The organism is Bartonella massiliensis (genome assembly GCF_902150025.1).
GTDB lineage: Bacteria > Pseudomonadota > Alphaproteobacteria > Rhizobiales > Rhizobiaceae > Bartonella > Bartonella massiliensis.
Genome location: NZ_CABFVS010000013.1, coordinates 12,712 through 31,785 on the forward strand (window position 1 = coordinate 12,712; position 19,074 = coordinate 31,785).

At 37.2% G+C, this 19,074-nt stretch carries 9 protein-coding genes and 1 pseudogene; 3 read left to right on the plus strand and 7 right to left on the minus strand.

The window, feature by feature from the left end:
• Positions 1 to 592 precede the first annotated feature (592 nt).
• Positions 593 to 2,572, plus strand: coding sequence for an excinuclease ABC subunit UvrC (uvrC, locus tag FNZ60_RS03400; RefSeq protein WP_142416302.1), 1,980 nt, complete (start codon positions 593 to 595; stop codon positions 2,570 to 2,572).
• 72 nt (positions 2,573 to 2,644) lie between these two features.
• Positions 2,645 to 3,226, plus strand: coding sequence for a CDP-diacylglycerol--glycerol-3-phosphate 3-phosphatidyltransferase (gene pgsA / locus FNZ60_RS03405; RefSeq protein ID WP_142416303.1), 582 nt, complete (start codon positions 2,645 to 2,647; stop codon positions 3,224 to 3,226).
• A gap of 318 nt (positions 3,227 to 3,544) precedes the next feature.
• On the opposite strand, the gene ndk is transcribed toward pgsA, so the two are convergent.
• The 4 genes and pseudogenes from ndk to bafA (FNZ60_RS03425) all read right to left on the minus strand — a co-directional run bounded on the left by ndk (position 3,545) and on the right by bafA (FNZ60_RS03425) (position 16,190).
• On the minus strand, positions 3,545 to 3,967 hold the full coding sequence (gene ndk, locus FNZ60_RS03410) for a nucleoside-diphosphate kinase (RefSeq protein WP_142416304.1): 423 nt from the start codon (positions 3,965 to 3,967) through the stop codon (positions 3,545 to 3,547).
• Between the two features lie 390 nt (positions 3,968 to 4,357).
• Positions 4,358 to 6,934 carry a BafA family autotransporter gene (gene bafA, locus FNZ60_RS03415; protein ID WP_142416305.1) on the minus strand — a complete coding sequence of 859 codons (2,577 nt, stop codon included), beginning with the start codon at positions 6,932 to 6,934 and terminating at the stop codon, positions 4,358 to 4,360.
• Positions 6,935 to 7,832: 898 nt separating this feature from the next.
• Positions 7,833 to 10,397, minus strand: coding sequence for a BafA family autotransporter (bafA, locus tag FNZ60_RS03420; protein WP_142416306.1), 2,565 nt, complete (start codon positions 10,395 to 10,397; stop codon positions 7,833 to 7,835).
• A gap of 358 nt (positions 10,398 to 10,755) precedes the next feature.
• Positions 10,756 to 16,190, minus strand: a pseudogene (bafA, locus tag FNZ60_RS03425) (BafA family autotransporter).
• Between the two features lie 559 nt (positions 16,191 to 16,749).
• Here bafA (FNZ60_RS03425) and FNZ60_RS03430 point away from each other — a divergent pair.
• Positions 16,750 to 18,039 (plus strand): MFS transporter, encoded by a 1,290-nt coding sequence (locus tag FNZ60_RS03430; protein ID WP_142416307.1) that lies wholly within the window; start codon positions 16,750 to 16,752, stop codon positions 18,037 to 18,039.
• Here the strand turns inward: FNZ60_RS03430 and FNZ60_RS10070 are convergent.
• From FNZ60_RS10070 to FNZ60_RS03445, 3 genes are read right to left on the minus strand one after another with little or no spacing between them, the layout of a single operon-like run.
• The gene (locus FNZ60_RS10070; RefSeq protein WP_142416308.1) at positions 18,036 to 18,299 is read right to left on the minus strand and encodes a hypothetical protein; all 264 of its coding nucleotides are present in this window, start codon (positions 18,297 to 18,299) and stop codon (positions 18,036 to 18,038) included. The two genes, FNZ60_RS03430 and FNZ60_RS10070, sit on opposite strands and share 4 nt — an antisense overlap.
• Entirely contained in the window at positions 18,289 to 18,468 is a 180-nt protein-coding gene (locus tag FNZ60_RS03440; RefSeq protein WP_142416309.1) for a hypothetical protein, read from the minus strand. The genes FNZ60_RS10070 and FNZ60_RS03440 overlap by 11 nt, the downstream gene beginning before the upstream one ends.
• A complete protein-coding gene (locus FNZ60_RS03445; RefSeq protein ID WP_142416310.1) occupies positions 18,468 to 18,914 on the minus strand; it encodes a DNA polymerase III subunit chi in 447 nt (148 codons plus the stop codon). Before FNZ60_RS03445 ends, FNZ60_RS03440 begins: the two co-directional genes overlap by 1 nt.
• Positions 18,915 to 19,074: the final 160 nt, after the last annotated feature.

Here is a 19,074-nt window from a genome sequence, read left to right on the forward strand (position 1 = left end):
AAGATACAAAGGCGATGGGATTTTTTTATTTTGGGGATAATATCAATATAGACTCATAATAAGTTTATAACGATCATGTGAATCGTATAATGATCAATGTCATTGAATCCCACCATCTTTACGCTTCATAAAGGAGTAAGTTGGTGGCATCATGCATTTTTCCAGCCCTTAATATTGCAACAGTCCTTAGCATTTGAGACAACTCATAAGAAGAATTTTTAGTCTTTTCTTGTATAGTTTTACTCCACACGGGCTCTTCCTGCTTGTCATATGCAAAAGACATCGTTTTGATTGATTTAATATGGAATAGATTTGAAATGAGAGAATCTTACGCTATTTATGCGTTTAATTCAATGTAAAGAATGATAAATTATCTTTATAAACCAATATCTTACTTTGTAATTATTTTTTCTTTTAGAAAGTCTCGCCTCTTAATCATTATGGATTTCCTATTCCAATCATTTTTTATGAAAAACAGGCACTCTAAAATCATATTTTTATGCTATAAGGTATTATTTATAAAAAAACTAAAGACATAAATAATTATTACCTAATATAAAGAGTAAACAAAAAGCATTTCTTGATAAATGGAATGATCTTAAGAAACAATACAAATTGTCCGCAAAGTAAACGAGAAAATCTTTCTTTTCTCTCTAATATTACGTGGAACAATGCCAGTCAAAACAATGAAAAATTCCAAGGTGTCAAATTCATACAAGAATTTGTGAGACACCTTCCACATAAGCCGGGAGTTTACCGGATGATTGGTGAAAATGGTGATATTCTCTATGTTGGAAAAGCCCGTAATCTCAAAAAACGTGTCTCAAACTATGCACGTGAACAAGGACATAATAATCGTATTACCCGCATGATTCGCGCAACATATCATATGGAATTTATTGTTACCCACACAGAAACAGAAGCACTCCTTTTAGAAGCAAATCTCATCAAAAGATTGCATCCACATTTTAATGTATTACTCCGTGATGATAAGAGCTTTCCTTATATTATGATTACAGATGATCATCGAGCCCCTGCACTTTACAAACATCGTGGTGCTCGAACACAAAAAGCTCATTATTTTGGTCCTTTTGCCTCTGCTGGTGCGGTAACACAAACAATTCATGTTTTACAACGCGCTTTTTTATTACGGACCTGTACCAATGCAATTTTTGAAAACCGTACGCGCCCCTGTTTGCTTTATCAAATTAAGCGATGTTCTGCACCTTGTACCCATGAAATTAGTGATCGTGATTATAAAGAACTGGTGAGAGAAGCAAAAGCGTTCCTTTCAGGAAAAGATCAATCTGTTAAAAATGATATGGTCCAAGCTATGCATAAAGCCGCAGAAAATCTTGATTTTGAACAAGCTGCTTCTTATCGTGACCGCTTATCTGCCCTTTCTCATATTCAAAGCCATCAAGGTATTAATCCTCAAACGATAAAAGAAGCAGATGTTTTTGCAATTGCACAAAAGGAAGGAATGACCTGTATTCAAGTGTTCTTTTTTCGCATGGGGCAAAATTGGGGAAACCGAGCCTATTTTCCTAAAGCAGACCCCTCCTTTTCTCGTACTGAAATTTTAGCAAGTTTTCTTACCCAATTTTATGACGACAGACCACTTCCCAAAAGCATCCTTTTGTCCGAAGAAATCGAAGAAAAGACACTTCTTACAGAAGCATTGAGTCTCAAAGCAAATCACAAAATATCTCTTTCTTTACCCAAGCAAGGTGAACGGAAAACGCTTGTTAATCATGCCTATCTCAATGCTCATGAAGCACTTGAACATAAGCTTGCTGAAACAGCGACCCATACAAAATTGCTTCAAGGGCTTGCTAAAACATTCCAACTCCCTTTTCCTCCACGTCGTATAGAAGTCTATGACAATTCTCATATTATGGGAACAAATTCTGTAGGTGCTATGATTGTTGCTGGTCAAATGGGATTTGTTAAAAATCAATATCGCAAATTCAATATTCGCTCAACAGATATAACGCCTGGCGATGATTTTGGCATGATGAAAGAAGTGATTAAACGAAGATTTTCACGTCTTCTCAAAGAACATGGTTTGCCCCATAAAAGTCATGACATAAAAGAACAAGACTATGACCTTTTTCCCATTTGGCCTGATCTTATTTTAATTGATGGTGGTGAAGGACAAATCAACAGTGTCCATACAATACTTGCTGAATTACAATTAAATGATTTGATCACCGTTATTGGAATCGCCAAAGGTGTTGACCGTCATGCGGGACGTGAACGATTTTTTATAAAAGGTATGCCTTCTTTTACACTTCCCCCCCGTGATCCCATCCTCTATTTTTTGCAACGTCTGCGTGATGAAGCCCATCGTTTTTCCATTGGAACGCATAGAATCAAACGAAAAAAAGCAACATTCAAAAATCCACTTGATGAAATCGAAAATATCGGTCCGACAAGAAAGCGTGCGTTGCTTCATCATTTCGGAAGTGCCAAGGCGATTGCTGATGCCTCATTTGAAGACTTGAAAAAAGTTACAGGAATATCTGTCACAATTGCACAAAAAATTCATAACCATTTTCATGAAAAATAAGCTTGTTTCATTACCTTAGCCTTGTTACGTTTAGGGGATATATTCTCTTTTACAAGAATTAAAAATAGCTCTATGAAAAATCATACTTTTTCTTTTCCAAATCTTTTAACTTATGCAAGAATTATTGCAGTCCCAATGGTTGTTGCCTGCTTTTTTGTAGAAGGACGTCTACAATCAAGCGATATCGCACGCTGGATTGCCGTTTCCATTTTTGTTATTGCATCCATTACTGACTTTCTTGATGGTTACCTTGCCCGTATTTGGGAACAAACATCCAATATTGGTCGCATGTTAGATCCAATTGCCGATAAACTTCTGGTCTCTGCGTGCTTGCTCTTACTTGCCGCAGACAGTACTATTGCTGGATGGACTCTATGGGCAGCCATTATCATTCTTTGTCGAGAAATTCTTGTATCAGGATTGCGTGAATATTTAGCTGAATTAAAAGTGAGCGTTCCAGTCTCTCGTCTTGCAAAATGGAAAACTTTTGTACAAATGGTTGCTATTGTCTTTCTTTTAGCAGGACCCGCTGGTAATAAAGTTTTTCCTTACACAGTAGAATTTGGCATTACAATGCTGTGGATTGCTGCTCTTCTTACATTGTGGACAGGATGGGATTATTTTCGCGCCGGTTTAAAACACGTCATCTCATGAAATAGTCTCTTGATTTTTAATGATAATCTACCTTTTCTGCCACTTAAACAAGAGATAAGAATACCGTAAGATTGACTTATTTCAAATCTATTGATGATGAAACAATTACAGCACTTTTTCACCCGTCACTGCCAAAATTGGCGCACAGTTAAAAGGCATTCAAAAAAATAAATAGGCTTTATCTCTCCACAAAAACAGTTGCAATATTAAAAGTGGAAAAAACGATGAATCTACATATCTGCCAAAGAGATCTATAATCTTATAAGCAAAAACCCAAAACACAGTGTTTCGGATTTTTGCTTTTTATTTACGCTTTTATTAACCAACAATTTCTATCTCAGAAAACCAAAAAGCGATTTCTGTTTTTGCCGTTTCAGCACTATCGGATCCATGAACAGAATTTTCACCAATCGACAAAGCGTGAACCTTACGAATTGTTCCTTCTTCTGCATCACTAGGATTGGTAGCCCCCATTACTTCACGGTTTTTAGCTATGGCGTTTTCTCCTTCCAAAACCTGTACAACTGTTGGACCAGAAGACATAAATTCAACCAATTCGCTAAAAAAAGGGCGCTCTTTATGCACAGCATAAAAATTTTCAGCCTCACGCTTACTCATCCAAACACGTTTAGATGCAATAACACGCAAATCCGCATCCTCAAGCATTTTAGTAATTGCGCCCGTTAAATTACGACGTGTTGCATCTGGTTTAATCATCGAAAAAGTACGCTCTAAAGCCATTTAACCACCTTTATTCTATTGATAACATTCTCTAGCCATTTCTATAACGAGCAAGCGGCCCTTTGCCAAGTGACTCTGCAAAAATCTACACAAATTCTCAAAAATATAGAATAAATTGTAAAGAAGACTTCAATAGGAATACCAGCACTTCCTCCTCCCATCATAAGATGTATTGCCGCCTCTCAGTAAAAATATTGAGCTCTCTTTATATTCCTAAACGCCTCCCATCAAAATTACCATTTAAGCAATAAAAAATTATAACAAAAACCCAACGCGAAAAATATATAGCTTTTATGAAAACCTTTTTTTTAAGAAACGGATCTAAACACTTCGTATCTCGGTTTGAAAATCCCTTCACACACTGAAATAAATCAAAAAATAACCATATCGTTAAAAACTATAACGTACCCCTATAATGCCCTGAAGGGATTGTTTTGTTTTACGCCCTTTAACATAATGGGCCTCACCATATAATTTCAACTTCTCACTCACAAAACTGCTTAAACCTATGCCTAATTTACCCGCATTGCCTGACAAGTCCGTGCTAAATGGATGTTGTTCATTAATCAATGTCTGATTATCGTCTTTATTCTCACGCAACCATGCTGCTGTAATATATGCCTGTGATGAAGAAGCCATACGAGAGCCAAATTCATACCCTAAAGATAAGCCAACCTCACTGCGTAATGAAGTGAAGGGACGCATGTTACCGATCATGTCATTCGATAACTTGATTTCTTTGCCCTCAACTTGCAACCATGTAAATTGTCCATAAGGCTGCAACCAACTGTTCTTGGATGTCTGAATCCGATAACCGGCTTCAAAGGAGGTTCCTACTGCCCATTGCGTATAGGTTCCTTCAATCCCTAAACCATTCGTTGAAACCGCCTTTAGAGTATTCTGATAATGATTATATTTTAAAACACTATCAAGATACCATCCACTATAGTCCAAATAAGTGACATAAGCGCCAATACCATAACTATTAATACCGCTGGTTCCCCCCCGTGCATGCACAATGCGTGCGTGGTCATAACTGCCAAAACCACCTATATAAAACGCTCTATTTGCCCATTCGCTTAAGCCATTGATTCCTAAAACGATACCGGTCTGATCGAGCTTAAAGTCTATATGCTCTGTTGCAATACTCTCTTTCGTTTTAATTGCATAGGTCCATAAAGCCGTATTCTTTTTACTTTGATCTAAAATTCCTCTTCCCGCACGCACAATTTGCATTTCATTGTGAAACACCATTGCTGGAGCGACAGACATGGACAATACCGCATCTGTAGAAGGCGTGGTTAAAAGTTGAAAAACTGAAAGCGTCTCACTTAATTGTGAAGAAGGTTGCTCTTTATGCGCTGGCCGCAAAATCATTTGATCAACTAAAGATTGAGAAGATACTGACACAGCAATCTGTTGTTTGTCAGCAGAAAGAGGAGGTGGTGATGCTGAAGGAGATACCACATGATTCTGACTTTCTTGAGAAGACGACACCAAAACATTAGAGACATTTTGTGCTTCTCTTAAATGACGTGGAGGCCGTGGCTTGGGCTCCTCTTTTTTAGTCGATTTACGAGAACCGTTATTTTTCCTTCCAGAAAGAGCGCCTTGATTAGACAATGCAACAGGAACCTTTATTTTCTTGTTTACACATTCTATTGCAGTAGTATTAGAATGTTCTGTACCTCCAGAGGATCGGCTTAAATACCAAGTGGTAGAATAACCACTCGAACTAGCACATCTTTTTTTCTTCAGCAATTGATACTGATAGGCTCCACCATCAACAGCTGTAATGTTTTTCCCCAAAAGATCTTCCAGAGTAAAATTAGCGCCTTCATCTTGGCTTCTATCGGTAATTAATGGAATCTCAGTAACAAAACTATTCCTTTGTGAGAGAGAACCAGTAATTTCACGACCAGAATCAGAAACGCTTATTTTGTGATTACCTGTACCTTCATCAATCGATAAATAATCGCTATTATGACTTCCCGTAGCATTAATATTAAATCGAAAATGTAAATTTCCTGAAAGCTTTTCAACATGAAGTGAAATATGTCGTGGGTCATACGGAGTAAAAGTAAAAATAATAGTTCCATTATTCCCCCCTAAATCTTCAATTTTAATCTGTGGTTTTTCTCCTATATTTCGCTCACCTACCTCAAATATTGTTTCCGCAGCTCTTCCTTGTATAGGAGTATTTTTCTTAGTCGTGTGATTTGTCCTATCACTAGCAAATAAATAAAGTTCTCCGTTACCATTGACCCTTACTTCTCCAACAACCTCTTTCACACCAACATGTAGCCATGACCTAGCAGAATCCGTAATTGTTAAACTATCCACAAAACCTCCAGGATAGACAACTTGAATAGCCTGATCCTTCAAGGTAGTATTTAAAGACTCTCCTCCCGCTAAGACATGCTGCCTGCCATTTTTAGAAATTTTAGCCTCCATTGACGTCCCCCCCTCTTTTCTTTGTCCCATATAAAGATTTTGTTCTCCGTTATTTCCCACTTTCGTCTTCCAAGCGGTTGCTCCATCATATATATTCTGCTGTCCTATGGCTCCCTCTCCTCCAGAAACTGTGGTATCAGATGCACTGCTTTTTCTCTCCACATTTGTAAGATCAAGACCTTTTTCTTCATGAATAAACTGCTGACCTCCCAAAATTTTGGCATTCAGCGCACTTCCTGCACGTGTAACTATTTGCATCCCTCCTTTGTTAATAGTGGATCCTATAGAAGTTGCTCCATTCTCAACAAGTTCAACACCACCACCTTCAATTTTAATATTAGTACTAAGAAGCGCATTTGTAATCAGTACTGAACCTTTTGGGACCTTCATCCCATTCGTCACCCCTGATATACTTTTTAGCTCTTCACTCTTTTTCTCAACTGCATTTGTAAATTGCACGAGACAACTACTGATCATCAATACTGAAAAACTTAACTTGTATTTATATCGCATTATCCACACTCCACCTCAATTATTTAGAAAAATATCCCGCAACTACGTGGGTAGCTCATTTTAGATTGTATCATAATGTGTTTTATTTATGTCTAAATACAATTTTTTAGTGTATTTTTTAATTTAAACAATTTTAAATTGCAATCATTTGAACCACTAAAAAGTGCTAACTGAAAGCAAAAAAATGAATAAACTTCAAAATGTTATTTATGTTCAAGGAATAGTTTACATCTTTGTATCTGCAATTATGGATGAAAAAATGCTCATGCCCTTAATGAGGACACACCCTTCACGTAAAATAAAACATTCCAAACGGAATATAATTGCGTTACTCACTCATCGCTTGTTTTTAAGAGACATCTCTCAATACGCTCCAAGCCCATTTCCCAACATCAACTATGACTGCTATAATAGTAATCCCATTGCATACCACACATCTTTACACGCATGACAAAAGCAAGCCAACATCATCAAACACTTTGTCAGCCCTAAATATTGCTAAAACCCTTAGCACTTGTGGTGATTTATGAGAGGCTTTGTAAGTGCTTTCTTGTATAATTTTTACTCCACACAGCTCTCATAACTTGTGATGTGCAAGAAAATGGTTTTGATTGATTCAAGATAAACAGATTTGAAATGGAGAAGCTTACGGTATTCGGGTCTTTAATTCAATATGCATAACGCTAGATTATTATTATAAATCAATGTACTATCTTCAGCATACAAAACAATGTACACTCTTGATAAATTAATGTCTTGCCTTTAAATAGAGAGTATAAAGACATCTTTACTGTTTCAAGAAGGTCTCTATACTTTCTAGAAAATATAGCAATGCATTATCTGCTTAAGCTTGCAAAGCGATGATATTTGTAAAATTAATCAGTTGTGTAAAGGTGTTTTAGAAACTATAGCGTAATCCTATAATACCTTGAAGAGCATTTTTAATCTTACGTCCTTTTAGATAATGTGCTTCCGCATAAAGTGTTAATTTATCATTAACCGAACTGTTTAAACCAATTCCCAGTTTACCCGCACTACCCGATAAGTCTGTGATAAATTTATGCTGGTTATTAATTGTCACATCGTTATTATTTACATTCTCACGCAACCAAGCAGCCATAATATAAGCTGTTAATGATGTTTCTGAATTCACAAAGAATTCATGTCCTGCTGTTAATCCAACTTCACTGCGGAATGAAGTCGACGGACTTAAATCACCCATCATTCCATTGGAAAGTTTTATTTTTTTACCTTCAACCTGTAGACCTGTTAGCTTGATATAGGGCTGCATCCAAGTATTTTGCGCAGGTTCAAAATAACAACCAATCTCAAACGATCCACCGATTGCCCACTGATTATAATGACTTTGAATTGCTAAACCATTTGTTGAGATAGCTTTCAAATTATCTCGATAATAATTATATTTCAAAACACCATCCATATACCATCCGCGATGATCAAAATAAGTTGCATACGTTCCAATGCTATAAGAACTCAGATTACTATTTCCCCCTCGTGCATGTGAAACACGTGCTTGATCATAACTACCGAAACCACCAATATATAACGCTCCATGTCTTAATTCACTCAACTGATCAGCCCCAACAACTAAACCTGTCTGCCCAAGCTTAAAGTGTGTATGACCTGTAGCAATGCGTTCTCTGCTCTTAATGGCATAAGTCCATAGCTCGATATCTTTCCTCTTTCTGTTCCAGATTTTCCTACCATTCCGTACAATTTGCAACTCATTGTTAAAAACAAGTCCAGAGGCTACGGACAACGTTAATACTGCATCCGTAGAGGGAGTGGTAGATGCTCCATCAGGAAAAAACGGATTTTTGGGATCTGGAATAGAAGTTTCCGGTCCACTGAGGCGGTCTGCAGATAAAAACCAAACTTTTCCATTTTCATCCTTTCTTTCTTTCAGACCATACATATACGTTCCACCATCAATGGCGTTAATGTTTTCGCCCTTAAGATCTGTCAACGCAAAGTGTGCTCCACCACTTTGATCCGTAATTAAATCACGCTTATTTGAAAAAGGATCCGTAATTTCAACGCCAGAATCAGCAACACTTATTGTATGATTTCCAGCCCCTTGCTCAATCAAGAGATAGTCACCACGGTTTTGAGCAATGGTGGTATTGAATGCGAAATGTAAACTTCCTGAAAGATTATTCACATGAAGTTGAGAATAATAAGGATCAGAACCCGTAAATGCAAAAATAACACTTCCCTCACCACTTAATTTTTGTATCAAAGAGCTTTTTCCATCAAACTCATCCGTAAGTGCGTACACTTTTGTATCTTTTCCATTGAGAAGAATATCTTCTACTGTCGTACGCTGTTGATCATCCCCCGCATAAAGATGAAGCTGTCCAGAATGATTGACCTGTGTCTTGCCTTCTAATGTCGCTCCAGCATATACCCATGATTTTGTTTCATCATTCATTGTTAGATTTTTTACAGATCCGTCAGTATATATTTCCTGAACAGCATTCTCATTTAAAGTAACTCCAATAGCTTGACCGCCTTTTAAAATACGCTGTTTGCCACCAGCAAAAACCTCTGTGTCAAATGCAAAACCATCATTTTTTGTATTTTGAGTTTTTTTTCCAATCTCTTGGACGCCCCCTCGCATAACTTTTGTATTCCAAACTTTTCCCCCATCATACACTTTTTGTTGACCTAGTGTTTTATCTTGACCATAAATGACCGTATGAGAAGCGCTACTCCCTTTAACTTCTCCTCCAACATCCCCCTCCCCAAAAACAAGCTGCTCCCCACCATAAATTTTAGTTCCCTCGACTTTTCCTCCATTTCCAACACTTTGTTGTCCGCCTTCTTTAACGACAGCATTTTTTGAAAAGCCTTGTTTTCCCTTTAAAGCCTGAACATTTTCAATTCCACCATGTTCAATTTTACTATTCTCACTAAGACCTCCTGCATAAACATAAAGTTCTGCACCATTCTTTACCGTGTTATCGATAGACCGACCTGGACTATCAATCTCGCCATCATTTGAAATGTAAGCTTTACCTTCATGATCAAGGACATAATTTTCGAGCAGTGCCCCATCTTTAATGAAGATAAGTTCTGGTTTTTTAAGAAACGCAGTCTTTTGTTCTTGTTCCTTATATCCAATATTGTCATAATGATTGCTGTCAAGCTCCTGTTGACTCGTAAACACTCTAGCGCCCTTAACAAGAGTGAAATCGATAGGCTCTTTAAAGAAGTCTACTTCATTGTTCGCTCTTACAATGACATCATTCGATGCTCCAAATATGCATCTTCCTGTTTTCATATCCCCATTATATTGAGCCTGAAATACTTGGTTATTTTCATAACTTGAAGATTGACAAAAAAGAGGTATCCTTCCCTCATTTGCAGCAGCAGTTTGCACAAAACAGCTGCTCAACATGAGTACCCAAAAATTTCGTTTCCATTTATATTGTAGAGCCATATCCTCCCCCTTTCACGTCTTGCCTAGACAACAAACGTAATTAGCTCTACAAAATATATTTTCAATCTTAAATTGTAATAATTCTTCTTAGAAGCCCCATCACCTCACTCAAAAAACACTCTTTGCAATCTTTTAGATGCTTTTTGGTTGAGAATATAAGGGCATTGTTATCGTGTTCCTTTAGCACGCCTTTCAAGATTTCTTATCAAAGAAAAAAGCAATATATCATAGAGTATATAAGGCTATACGCCTTATCATAAAAAGTGAATCTGCATGCTATAAAATATTTTCTGACACTTCATTAAAGGCTTTTAAAAACAATCATACATTTAAAGATAACGAAAAAATAACCATATCGTTAAAAACTATAGCGCACCCCTATAATGCCCTGAAGGGATTGTTTTGTTTTACGCCCTTTAACATAATGGGCCTCACCATATAATTTCAACTTCTCACTCACAAAACTGCTTAAACCTATGCCTAATTTACTCGCATTGCCTGACAAGTCCGTGCTAAATGGATGTTGTTCATTAATCAATGTCTGATTATCGTCTTTATTCTCACGCAACCATGCTGCTGTAATATATGCCTGTGATGAAGAAGCCATACGAGAGCCAAATTCATACCCTAAAGATAAGCCAACCTCACTGCGTAATGAAGTGAAGGGACGCATGTTACCGATCATGTCATTCGATAACTTGATTTCTTTGCCCTCAACTTGCAACCATGTAAATTGTCCATAAGGCTGCAACCAACTGTTCTTGGATGTCTGAATCCGATAACCGGCTTCAAAGGAGGCTCCTACTGCCCATTGCGTATAGGTTCCTTCAATCCCTAAACCATTCGTTGAAACCGCCTTTAGAGTATTCTGATAATGATTATATTTTAAAACACTATCAAGATACCATCCACTATAGTCCAAATAAGTGACATAAGCGCCAATACCATAACTATTAATACCGCTGGTTCCCCCCCGTGCATGCACAATGCGTGCGTGGTCATAACTGCCAAAACCACCTATATAAAACGCTCTATTTGCCCATTCGCTTAAGCCATTGATTCCTAAAACGATACCGGTCTGATCGAGCTTAAAGTCTATATGCTCTGTTGCAATACTCTCTTTCGTTTTAATTGCATAGGTCCATAAAGCCGTATTCTTTTTACTTTGATCTAAAATTCCTCTTCCCGCACGCACAATTTGCATTTCATTGTGAAACACCATTGCTGGAGCGACAGACATGGACAATACCGCATCTGTAGAAGGCGTGGTTAAAAGTTGAGAAACTGAAAGCATCTCACTTAATTGTGGAGAAGCTTGCTCTTTATGCGCTGGTCGCAAAATCATTTGATCGGCTAAAGATTGGGAAGATGTTGAAACAATTGAAGAAACAGAAGCTGGAGATTGTTGACTCAAGTTGCGGGAGTTTTCTCTTCGATGTGGTAACTTAATCGCATGCTCTTGTGTCTTTGTAAGCGTTGAAACAGGAGAAACCGATTGATTTTGACTTAAGTGTCGTGCAGATCTTCTTCTACTGCATGGCAGACCATTGAGAAATGAAAAGTTATCAATAAAGACTGCAGATAAATACCAAACTTTTTCATCCCCATCCTCACCAACTCTTTGTTTTAAAGCATACGTGTAAGTTCCACCATCAGCAATTTGAATTTTTGCACCAGAAAAACTTTGTAAAGTAAAAGATGCACCGCCACTTTGATCCACAATTAAATCAAGTTCTATTGAAGTAGGATCAACAATTTCAATATCAGAATCAGCCACACGTATTGTGTGAGAACCACCACCATTATTGATAAAAAGATAATCCCCCTTTCCTTCTGCAAGGCTAACATTAAAATCGAAATGGAGTCTCCCCGAAAGGTCATCCACATAAAGCCGAGAATAATATAAATCATCCTCAGTAGAGGTAAAAGTGACTTGTCCTACACCACTTAACTTCTGAATCTGTGTTCTTTTGTCGTCAAACTCACTCGCAACAAAGTATAATTGAGCATTTTCCCCCTCTAAATGGACATCTTCTACTGTGGTATGATGTTGATCATCTCCAGCATCAAGATGGAGTTGCCCTAAATCATGAATTTTTATTTCTCCTTCTAACAGCGCACCAGCAGAAACCCATGAATGCGCATCACCTTCAATCATTAGATTTTTTACAATGCTACCAGCATGAACTTCTTGAATACCACCAGCACGTAAAATTACTGTATCCGCCGTTCCCTCTGCGAATACTCGCTGAACATCACCTGCAAAAACCTCAGTATTCACGGCTAAACCACCGGCTTTTTCTGCAAAGTTATCGTCATCAGGAAACCATTTAGCAAGAGTTTGTATTCCCCCACTCATCACTTTTGTTCCCACTACCATTCCATCATCATAGACATTCTGCTGTCCCGGTGTATCCCCCTGACTATAAAGTGTCGTATCATAAGCACTGCTTCCAACAATCCCCCCGTTTTCGTAACTATCTCCCCAAACAAGCTGATTACCACCGTAGATTTTAGCTTGCAATACTGTCCCTCCTCCTTCTACCTTTTGTTGCCCGCCCTCGTAAATAATCGTAGGCTCTGAGATTCCCTGTTCCCCTATAATCTCTGAATCACCATGCTCAATTGTCGTATTCTTACTGAAACCACCCGCTTCAACATAAAGTGTTCCAGATCCCTCAACCGTCGCGTTAATAGACTGTTTAAGAGCGCCTCCATCACCAGAAATATAAATGGTGCGATCATCACCAAGCAAAAAGCTTTGTAAAATGCCTTCTCCCTCACGAATACTAAAATTAATGACATCAGAATATGGATAAAAATTAATACCAACATCTTTTGATGGTGTGATATTTTCTTCCTTTTCCGGAGTTTCCTCTATAGGTAATTCCATATGAGATGAAGAATCTAAAGAAGTAGAAGTTATTTCTAACGGTACCAAAGACCAAATTTTTCTACCGTTATGATCTTTTATCTTTAGAGCATATATGTAGGCTCCACCATCAACTGTACTCGTCTTTTCACCAGAAAAATCTGTCAGCGTAAAATAGGCATTTCCGCTTTGTTCATGAATGAAATCAAGCTCTAAAACTAAGTTCTAGTTTTGTAAAGAAGAATTGGTCATTTCAACACCAGAATCAATCACGCTTATGGTGTGATGTCCTTCCCCCTTTTTTATAAGGAGATAATCACCGCGCTGCTCCTCAAAATTGGTATTCAGTCTAAAATGTAAATTCCCTGAAAGATTACCGATCTCAAGTTTAGAATAATGTGGATTAAATACGGTAGAAGTAAAAATAACACGACCATTCCCGCTTAAATTCTCAATCAAAGAACTTTCGCCATCCATTGTAGAAGCAATAGCGTACAATTTTGTATCTTTGCCATTTAAAATAATTTTTTCGACTTCAGTACGAGATTGATCAGCACCAGCATAAAGATAAATTCGTCCAGAATCATGAATCATGGTGCTTCCTTCTAATGTTGCACCAGAATGTAACCATGACTGTGCTTGATCCTTAATGGTTAAATCTTTTACATACCCTCCTAAATCTATTTTCTGGAAAGCAGTCCCTTGTAAAAGAACCCCACGAGCTATTCCCCCGCTAAAACGTGTTGCTCTCCACCAGAAAAGACCTCTGTATTAAATGCAAAACTTCTATAATCGTCTATATCCCCTTCTACATAAAGATTTTGTACCCCTCCTTCCATAATTTTTGTACGAAAAGCCTCTCCATCATCGTACACATTCTGATATCCTCGCACGCCATTTTCACCAGAAATGACGGTGTCATAGGCACTGCTCTTCACCTTCTCACCTTTGATATCAGACTTTCCTGAAACAAACTGCTCACCACCGAAAATTTGTGTATCTTCCGCTTTGCCCTCATTTTCAATTCTTTGTTGTCCCCCTTTATGAACAATACTATCTTGTGAAATTCCTTGTGTTTTAATAAGCTCAATACCGCCATTTTCAATTTTGGTATACAAGCTAAAACCACCGCTATAAACGAAGAGCTTTCCACCATTTTTAACTGTATTACGAATTGAAGTTTCTCCATTACTATCAACTTTCTCACCGCTACTGTTAACGCTAGAATCTGCAATCGTAACAATCATTCCCTTTTCGATTGTGTGTTCTGCGAGATCACTCGATAATGAAGCCATAGCAGATGGTTGCAAATTAAAGTCAGAAAATAAGGAGGGACTTGTCTTATCAGCGGCATAATTCGCATCTAAATACCAAATTTTACCGGTATCCTTATTATTTCTGTGTTTCAAACGATACCTATAGGTTCCTGCATCAATCGTTTCGATTTTTTCACCAAAAGTATTTGTCAGAGTAAAATGAGCCTTTCCACTATGATCAGAAATTAATTTTAGCTTTTTGTGAAAAGAATTTGTCATTTCACGCCCTGAATCCATCACACTGATTGTATGATATCCAGAACTCCTTTCTTTAATGACAAGATAATCACTAAGGTGCTTGGCAAAGTTGACATTAAAATCAAAATGTAAAAAACCTGAAAGATCATCAAGATTAAGCTGAGAGTAATGCTTATTAGCCCCAGAAGACGTAAAAATAACGCGACCATTTCCTTTTAAATTCTGGATATTAACGTGAGTTTTTTTGCCGTTATCTTCAGAAGCAATAATGTATAGTTTGGTATCTTTTCCATTTAAATTAAGATTTTCTACTTTCGTAACCGCTTCACCATTCCCAGAATAAAGATAAAGGCTGCCAAAATCATGAACATTTGTATCCTTATCTGCTATTGCACCAGCCAACATCCATGATTGTGCTTGATGATTAATTGTCAAAGTGTCCACATATCCGGTATCATATATTTTCTGAGTAGCTCTATCATATAAAGTAACTTCACCCGCATTCCCTCCTGCAAATATATTCTGCATCCCATTTTTAAAAAGTTCCGTACTCAGTGCAAAAGCCCCCTCATTGAGAGTAAAATCTTCCTCTTCTATATCGGCTGTATCAGCATCTTCTGAGAAACCATTATTAAAATTCTTTTGACTACCAAGATTCTGGACACCACCTTTCATAACCTTTGTGTCAACAGCCATCCCTCCACTATAGACATTTTGTATTCCTAGCATTCCATCTGCAGCATGAATCTCTGTATTGTAAGCACTACTCGCCTTATCTTTAATCAACAAACCAGATTTAAGGATCCCCTGACCAAAAATAGTCTGTTCGCCACCATAGATTTTAGTCCCTTCAGCATTTGCACCACTCTCAATAATTTGTTTACCCCTTTTTTTTACAATGGCATATTCTGAAGTGCTCAAGTTTTTGACAAACTCAATCCCATTATGTGTAATTGTCGTATCCCTACTAACACTCGCTTCAATAATATAGAGTTTTCCACCCTTTCGAACCGTATTATTGATAGAATAGCCTGCATTTTCATAGCTAAAGCTATTTATTTCAGAATCGTCAGAATCACGGTTGGTAATATAAATAGAAGCACCATCGCTTATTATTGAATTTGTTAAGACTTCAAAAAACAAGTTCTCTGATTCCTTCCTTTCCTCCTCTGAAGACTTATTTCCTTCTATTGCCTTTTCATGCACTATCATTTTTGCCCCCTCTTTTTTTTCTTTTAATCCCCTTACTTTTGATAACAATTTTCTTATCTTTTCTGAATGTTCATTGATACCTACCGGTGTTAATAGCTTTTCGTTTGGTGTTGCTACTCCATATGCATTCGGAATCTTGACAAAAAAACTACTGGTCATTAACGCACAAAAACTTAATTTCAATTTTCGTTGCATTATTCACACTCCATAATTCCAAATTTTAATCCCCCTCATTTAGAAAAAAGTGCATAGACCAAAACAACACTCTGTAATGGCTCAACCTCATATTTTTTAAGATAACAAAGCATTCAATGGTTTAAACTCTGAAAGATCAAATATACACTATGTGTTTTAAAATACATGCACAACCAAAGGATTTGTTTTTAATAAATACACTTAAAAAGTGTTATAATTATATTCATAAAGATTTTTTTGAATATTTTGAAACGCTAAACACTGATCTACGAATAAGATTGATCCTCAATCAATAAAATCGGCTTTAAAATTTAAAGAAAACAGCACCGTGAATGAAGACAGCCTTTAATGTCCACATATTTTCATCTTTGACAGCATTTAAAATAGTTTCTTTTTTAATAATCTAAAAAACACTTAATTCATGCTCATCAAGCTATAATCATAGTTTGAATATATTAAGAAACGCATAATATCGACTCGACACTGATTTGAATTTTTTATAATTATAGTTGGTTAATTCATATTTGATTTGTCATATACTGAAAGGGACATTCTATTCATGTCTATAAACTCAGAAATACAAGGTACAAGCAACAGAAATTCCCCTCGTCGCATTTTGTTTGCAAGCCTTATTGGCCCAACAATTGAATTTTTTGACTTCTATGTCTTTGCCACTGCCGCCGCTCTCATATTTCCTCATGTGTTTTTTCCAACACAAAATGATCAGATTGCCATTTTACAATCTTTCCTGATCTTTGGAGCGGCTTTTTTTGCCCGCCCCTTTGGATCAGTTGTCTTTGGACATTTTGGAGATAAAATTGGAAGAAAAGCAACACTGATCGCCTCTCTTCTTACAATGGGACTTTCAACAGTCATTATTGGTTTTCTTCCCACATATGAAACAGCTGGGTGGTTTGCCCCTTTCCTCTTAACTTTGTGCCGTATTGGACAAGGAATGGGATTAGGAGGAGAATGGGGAGGAGCAGTTTTACTCGCAACAGAAAATGCCCCTCCCGAAAAGCGGGGCTGGTATGCAATGTTCCCCCAATTGGGCGTTCCAATTGGTTTGTTTTTATCCATTGCTGTTTATTTAGCTCTTTTATACTTTCTCGATCATGATGAACTTTTAGCTTGGGGATGGCGCATTCCGTTTATTGCTTCAGTTGTTTTCATGATTATAGGATTATGGGTTCGTCTTTCAATCAATGAAACGGTTCAATTCAAAAAAACGCTTGAAAGTAAAGAACGTGTCAAAGTTCCTATCATCGATGTCTTTTTAGAATGTCCACGAATCCTATTTCTTGGAATATTTTCTGGTATGGCAACATTTGTTTTGTTTTACTTAGTTACTGCATATTTGCTAAGCTATTCAACAAATCATCTACAATTGCCGTTTTATCAAGCTCTTCAAGTTGAAATTATCGGTGCTGTTTTCTGTGGGATTTTTACTGTCATCACAGGAAGACTCGCTGATCGTATTAGACGAAGAACTTTGATGATTTGGATTACAATCATCACTGGGATCTATTCTTTCGCAATTCCTTATTTCTTAAGTTCTGGCGTTATAGGCGTGCTTGCAATGTCTGTCATTGGTTTATCACTCATGGGAATGATATATAGCCCTCTTGGTGCTGTTTTAGCTTCACCATATCCAACAGCTATTCGATACACGGGTTCTTCTATCACTTTCAACTTATCGGGTATCGTAGGGGCCTCTCTGGCGCCTTATATTGCAGAATATCTGGTGCAGCATTTTGATACATCTTATATCGGCTATTATTTGCTTCTTGCTTCTTTTATTTCACTAATCTGCTTTGTCGGATTTACAGATGATGAAATATCCAACTAAAATATAATAACGAAAAATAAAATAAAAACTGGCAGCAAAAATGCTGCCAGTCTCATTTTAAAAGACAGAGGTTGCGGTATACTCCACCACAATATTCCCGCAAAAAATGCGCTTAAAAAGAAAAATAAAAAATCCGCAAGATTGCTCATGTCAGCAACAGCGAACATTCCTGATAAGATATGCGTTGTTCCCAACCACGAGACGCAAAAAAAAGCCAACATCACGGCCCATAAAACAAGCAAAATGCAATCAATCATCATCATCACGCCGTTTCATTGTTTTACTTATAGGCCATATTCTTAGTATACCTAACAGAAAAATCACAATAAAGACCCAACGACCTCCTCCTGAGCCCTCCGCAATAAAAAGTGCTGGATTGACCATTCCTAGCACTCCTATAAAAATCAGAACAAAAGATACGAGACGCATTAAACCTGTTTTTCCCAACTACGATCTTCGCTCTGTTGCCAATACGTTAAATTATGATTTTCCATTTTATATTTTTTCCACTGTTCCCGTGCAAAATTCAACTGCTCATCATTTCTACCATCAAATAGCACAACAAGCCGTTGATAAGCATCAATATCAGAACAAACGGCTCCTTCTACGAGAAAGCGAAGCTTTGAATCATTGGGATTTTCTTGTCCTGTCGTCAGAAATACAGGCTGAAAGCTTGAATATTGATCACACTCTGTTCCATGTCCAATAAACGATTCATCAGCATAAACCCATAAATGCATATCTATAGAATCGCGTTGCTCTTTACTCACACATTGTATTGTTACTTTACCAAAACGAGCCAATGCCCGCTCCACAAGCGTTGGCAAAATTTCTTTCAGCGTTGACTGCGTCAAATGATAGAATAAAATATCCAATCTCTTAAGCCCTCATTATTCTTTATAAAAAGCCAACATCTTTTTTAGAGAAACCTCTATACCCCTCATATAAAAGAAAATGGTTCAAGATATAAACCTCTTTTTCTATTGAGCTGTATCATCTTTTTTCTCGTGTCTTTAAAAGGCTCTTAAAAAAAGG

Excerpts from the sequence above, each read along its gene's own strand:
- uvrC (WP_142416302.1), top strand. The coding sequence starts at position 593 with ATGATCTTAAGAAACAATACAAATTGTCCGCAAAGTAAACGAGAAAAT.
- pgsA (WP_142416303.1), top strand. The coding sequence starts at position 2,645 with ATGAAAAATCATACTTTTTCTTTTCCAAATCTTTTAACTTATGCAAGA.
- ndk (WP_142416304.1), bottom strand. The coding sequence starts at position 3,967 with ATGGCTTTAGAGCGTACTTTTTCGATGATTAAACCAGATGCAACACGT.
- bafA (WP_142416305.1), bottom strand. The coding sequence starts at position 6,934 with ATGCGATATAAATACAAGTTAAGTTTTTCAGTATTGATGATCAGTAGT.
- bafA (WP_142416306.1), bottom strand. The coding sequence starts at position 10,397 with ATGGCTCTACAATATAAATGGAAACGAAATTTTTGGGTACTCATGTTG.
- FNZ60_RS03430 (WP_142416307.1), top strand. The coding sequence starts at position 16,750 with ATGTCTATAAACTCAGAAATACAAGGTACAAGCAACAGAAATTCCCCT.
- FNZ60_RS10070 (WP_142416308.1), bottom strand. The coding sequence starts at position 18,299 with ATGATGATTGATTGCATTTTGCTTGTTTTATGGGCCGTGATGTTGGCT.
- FNZ60_RS03440 (WP_142416309.1), bottom strand. The coding sequence starts at position 18,468 with ATGCGTCTCGTATCTTTTGTTCTGATTTTTATAGGAGTGCTAGGAATG.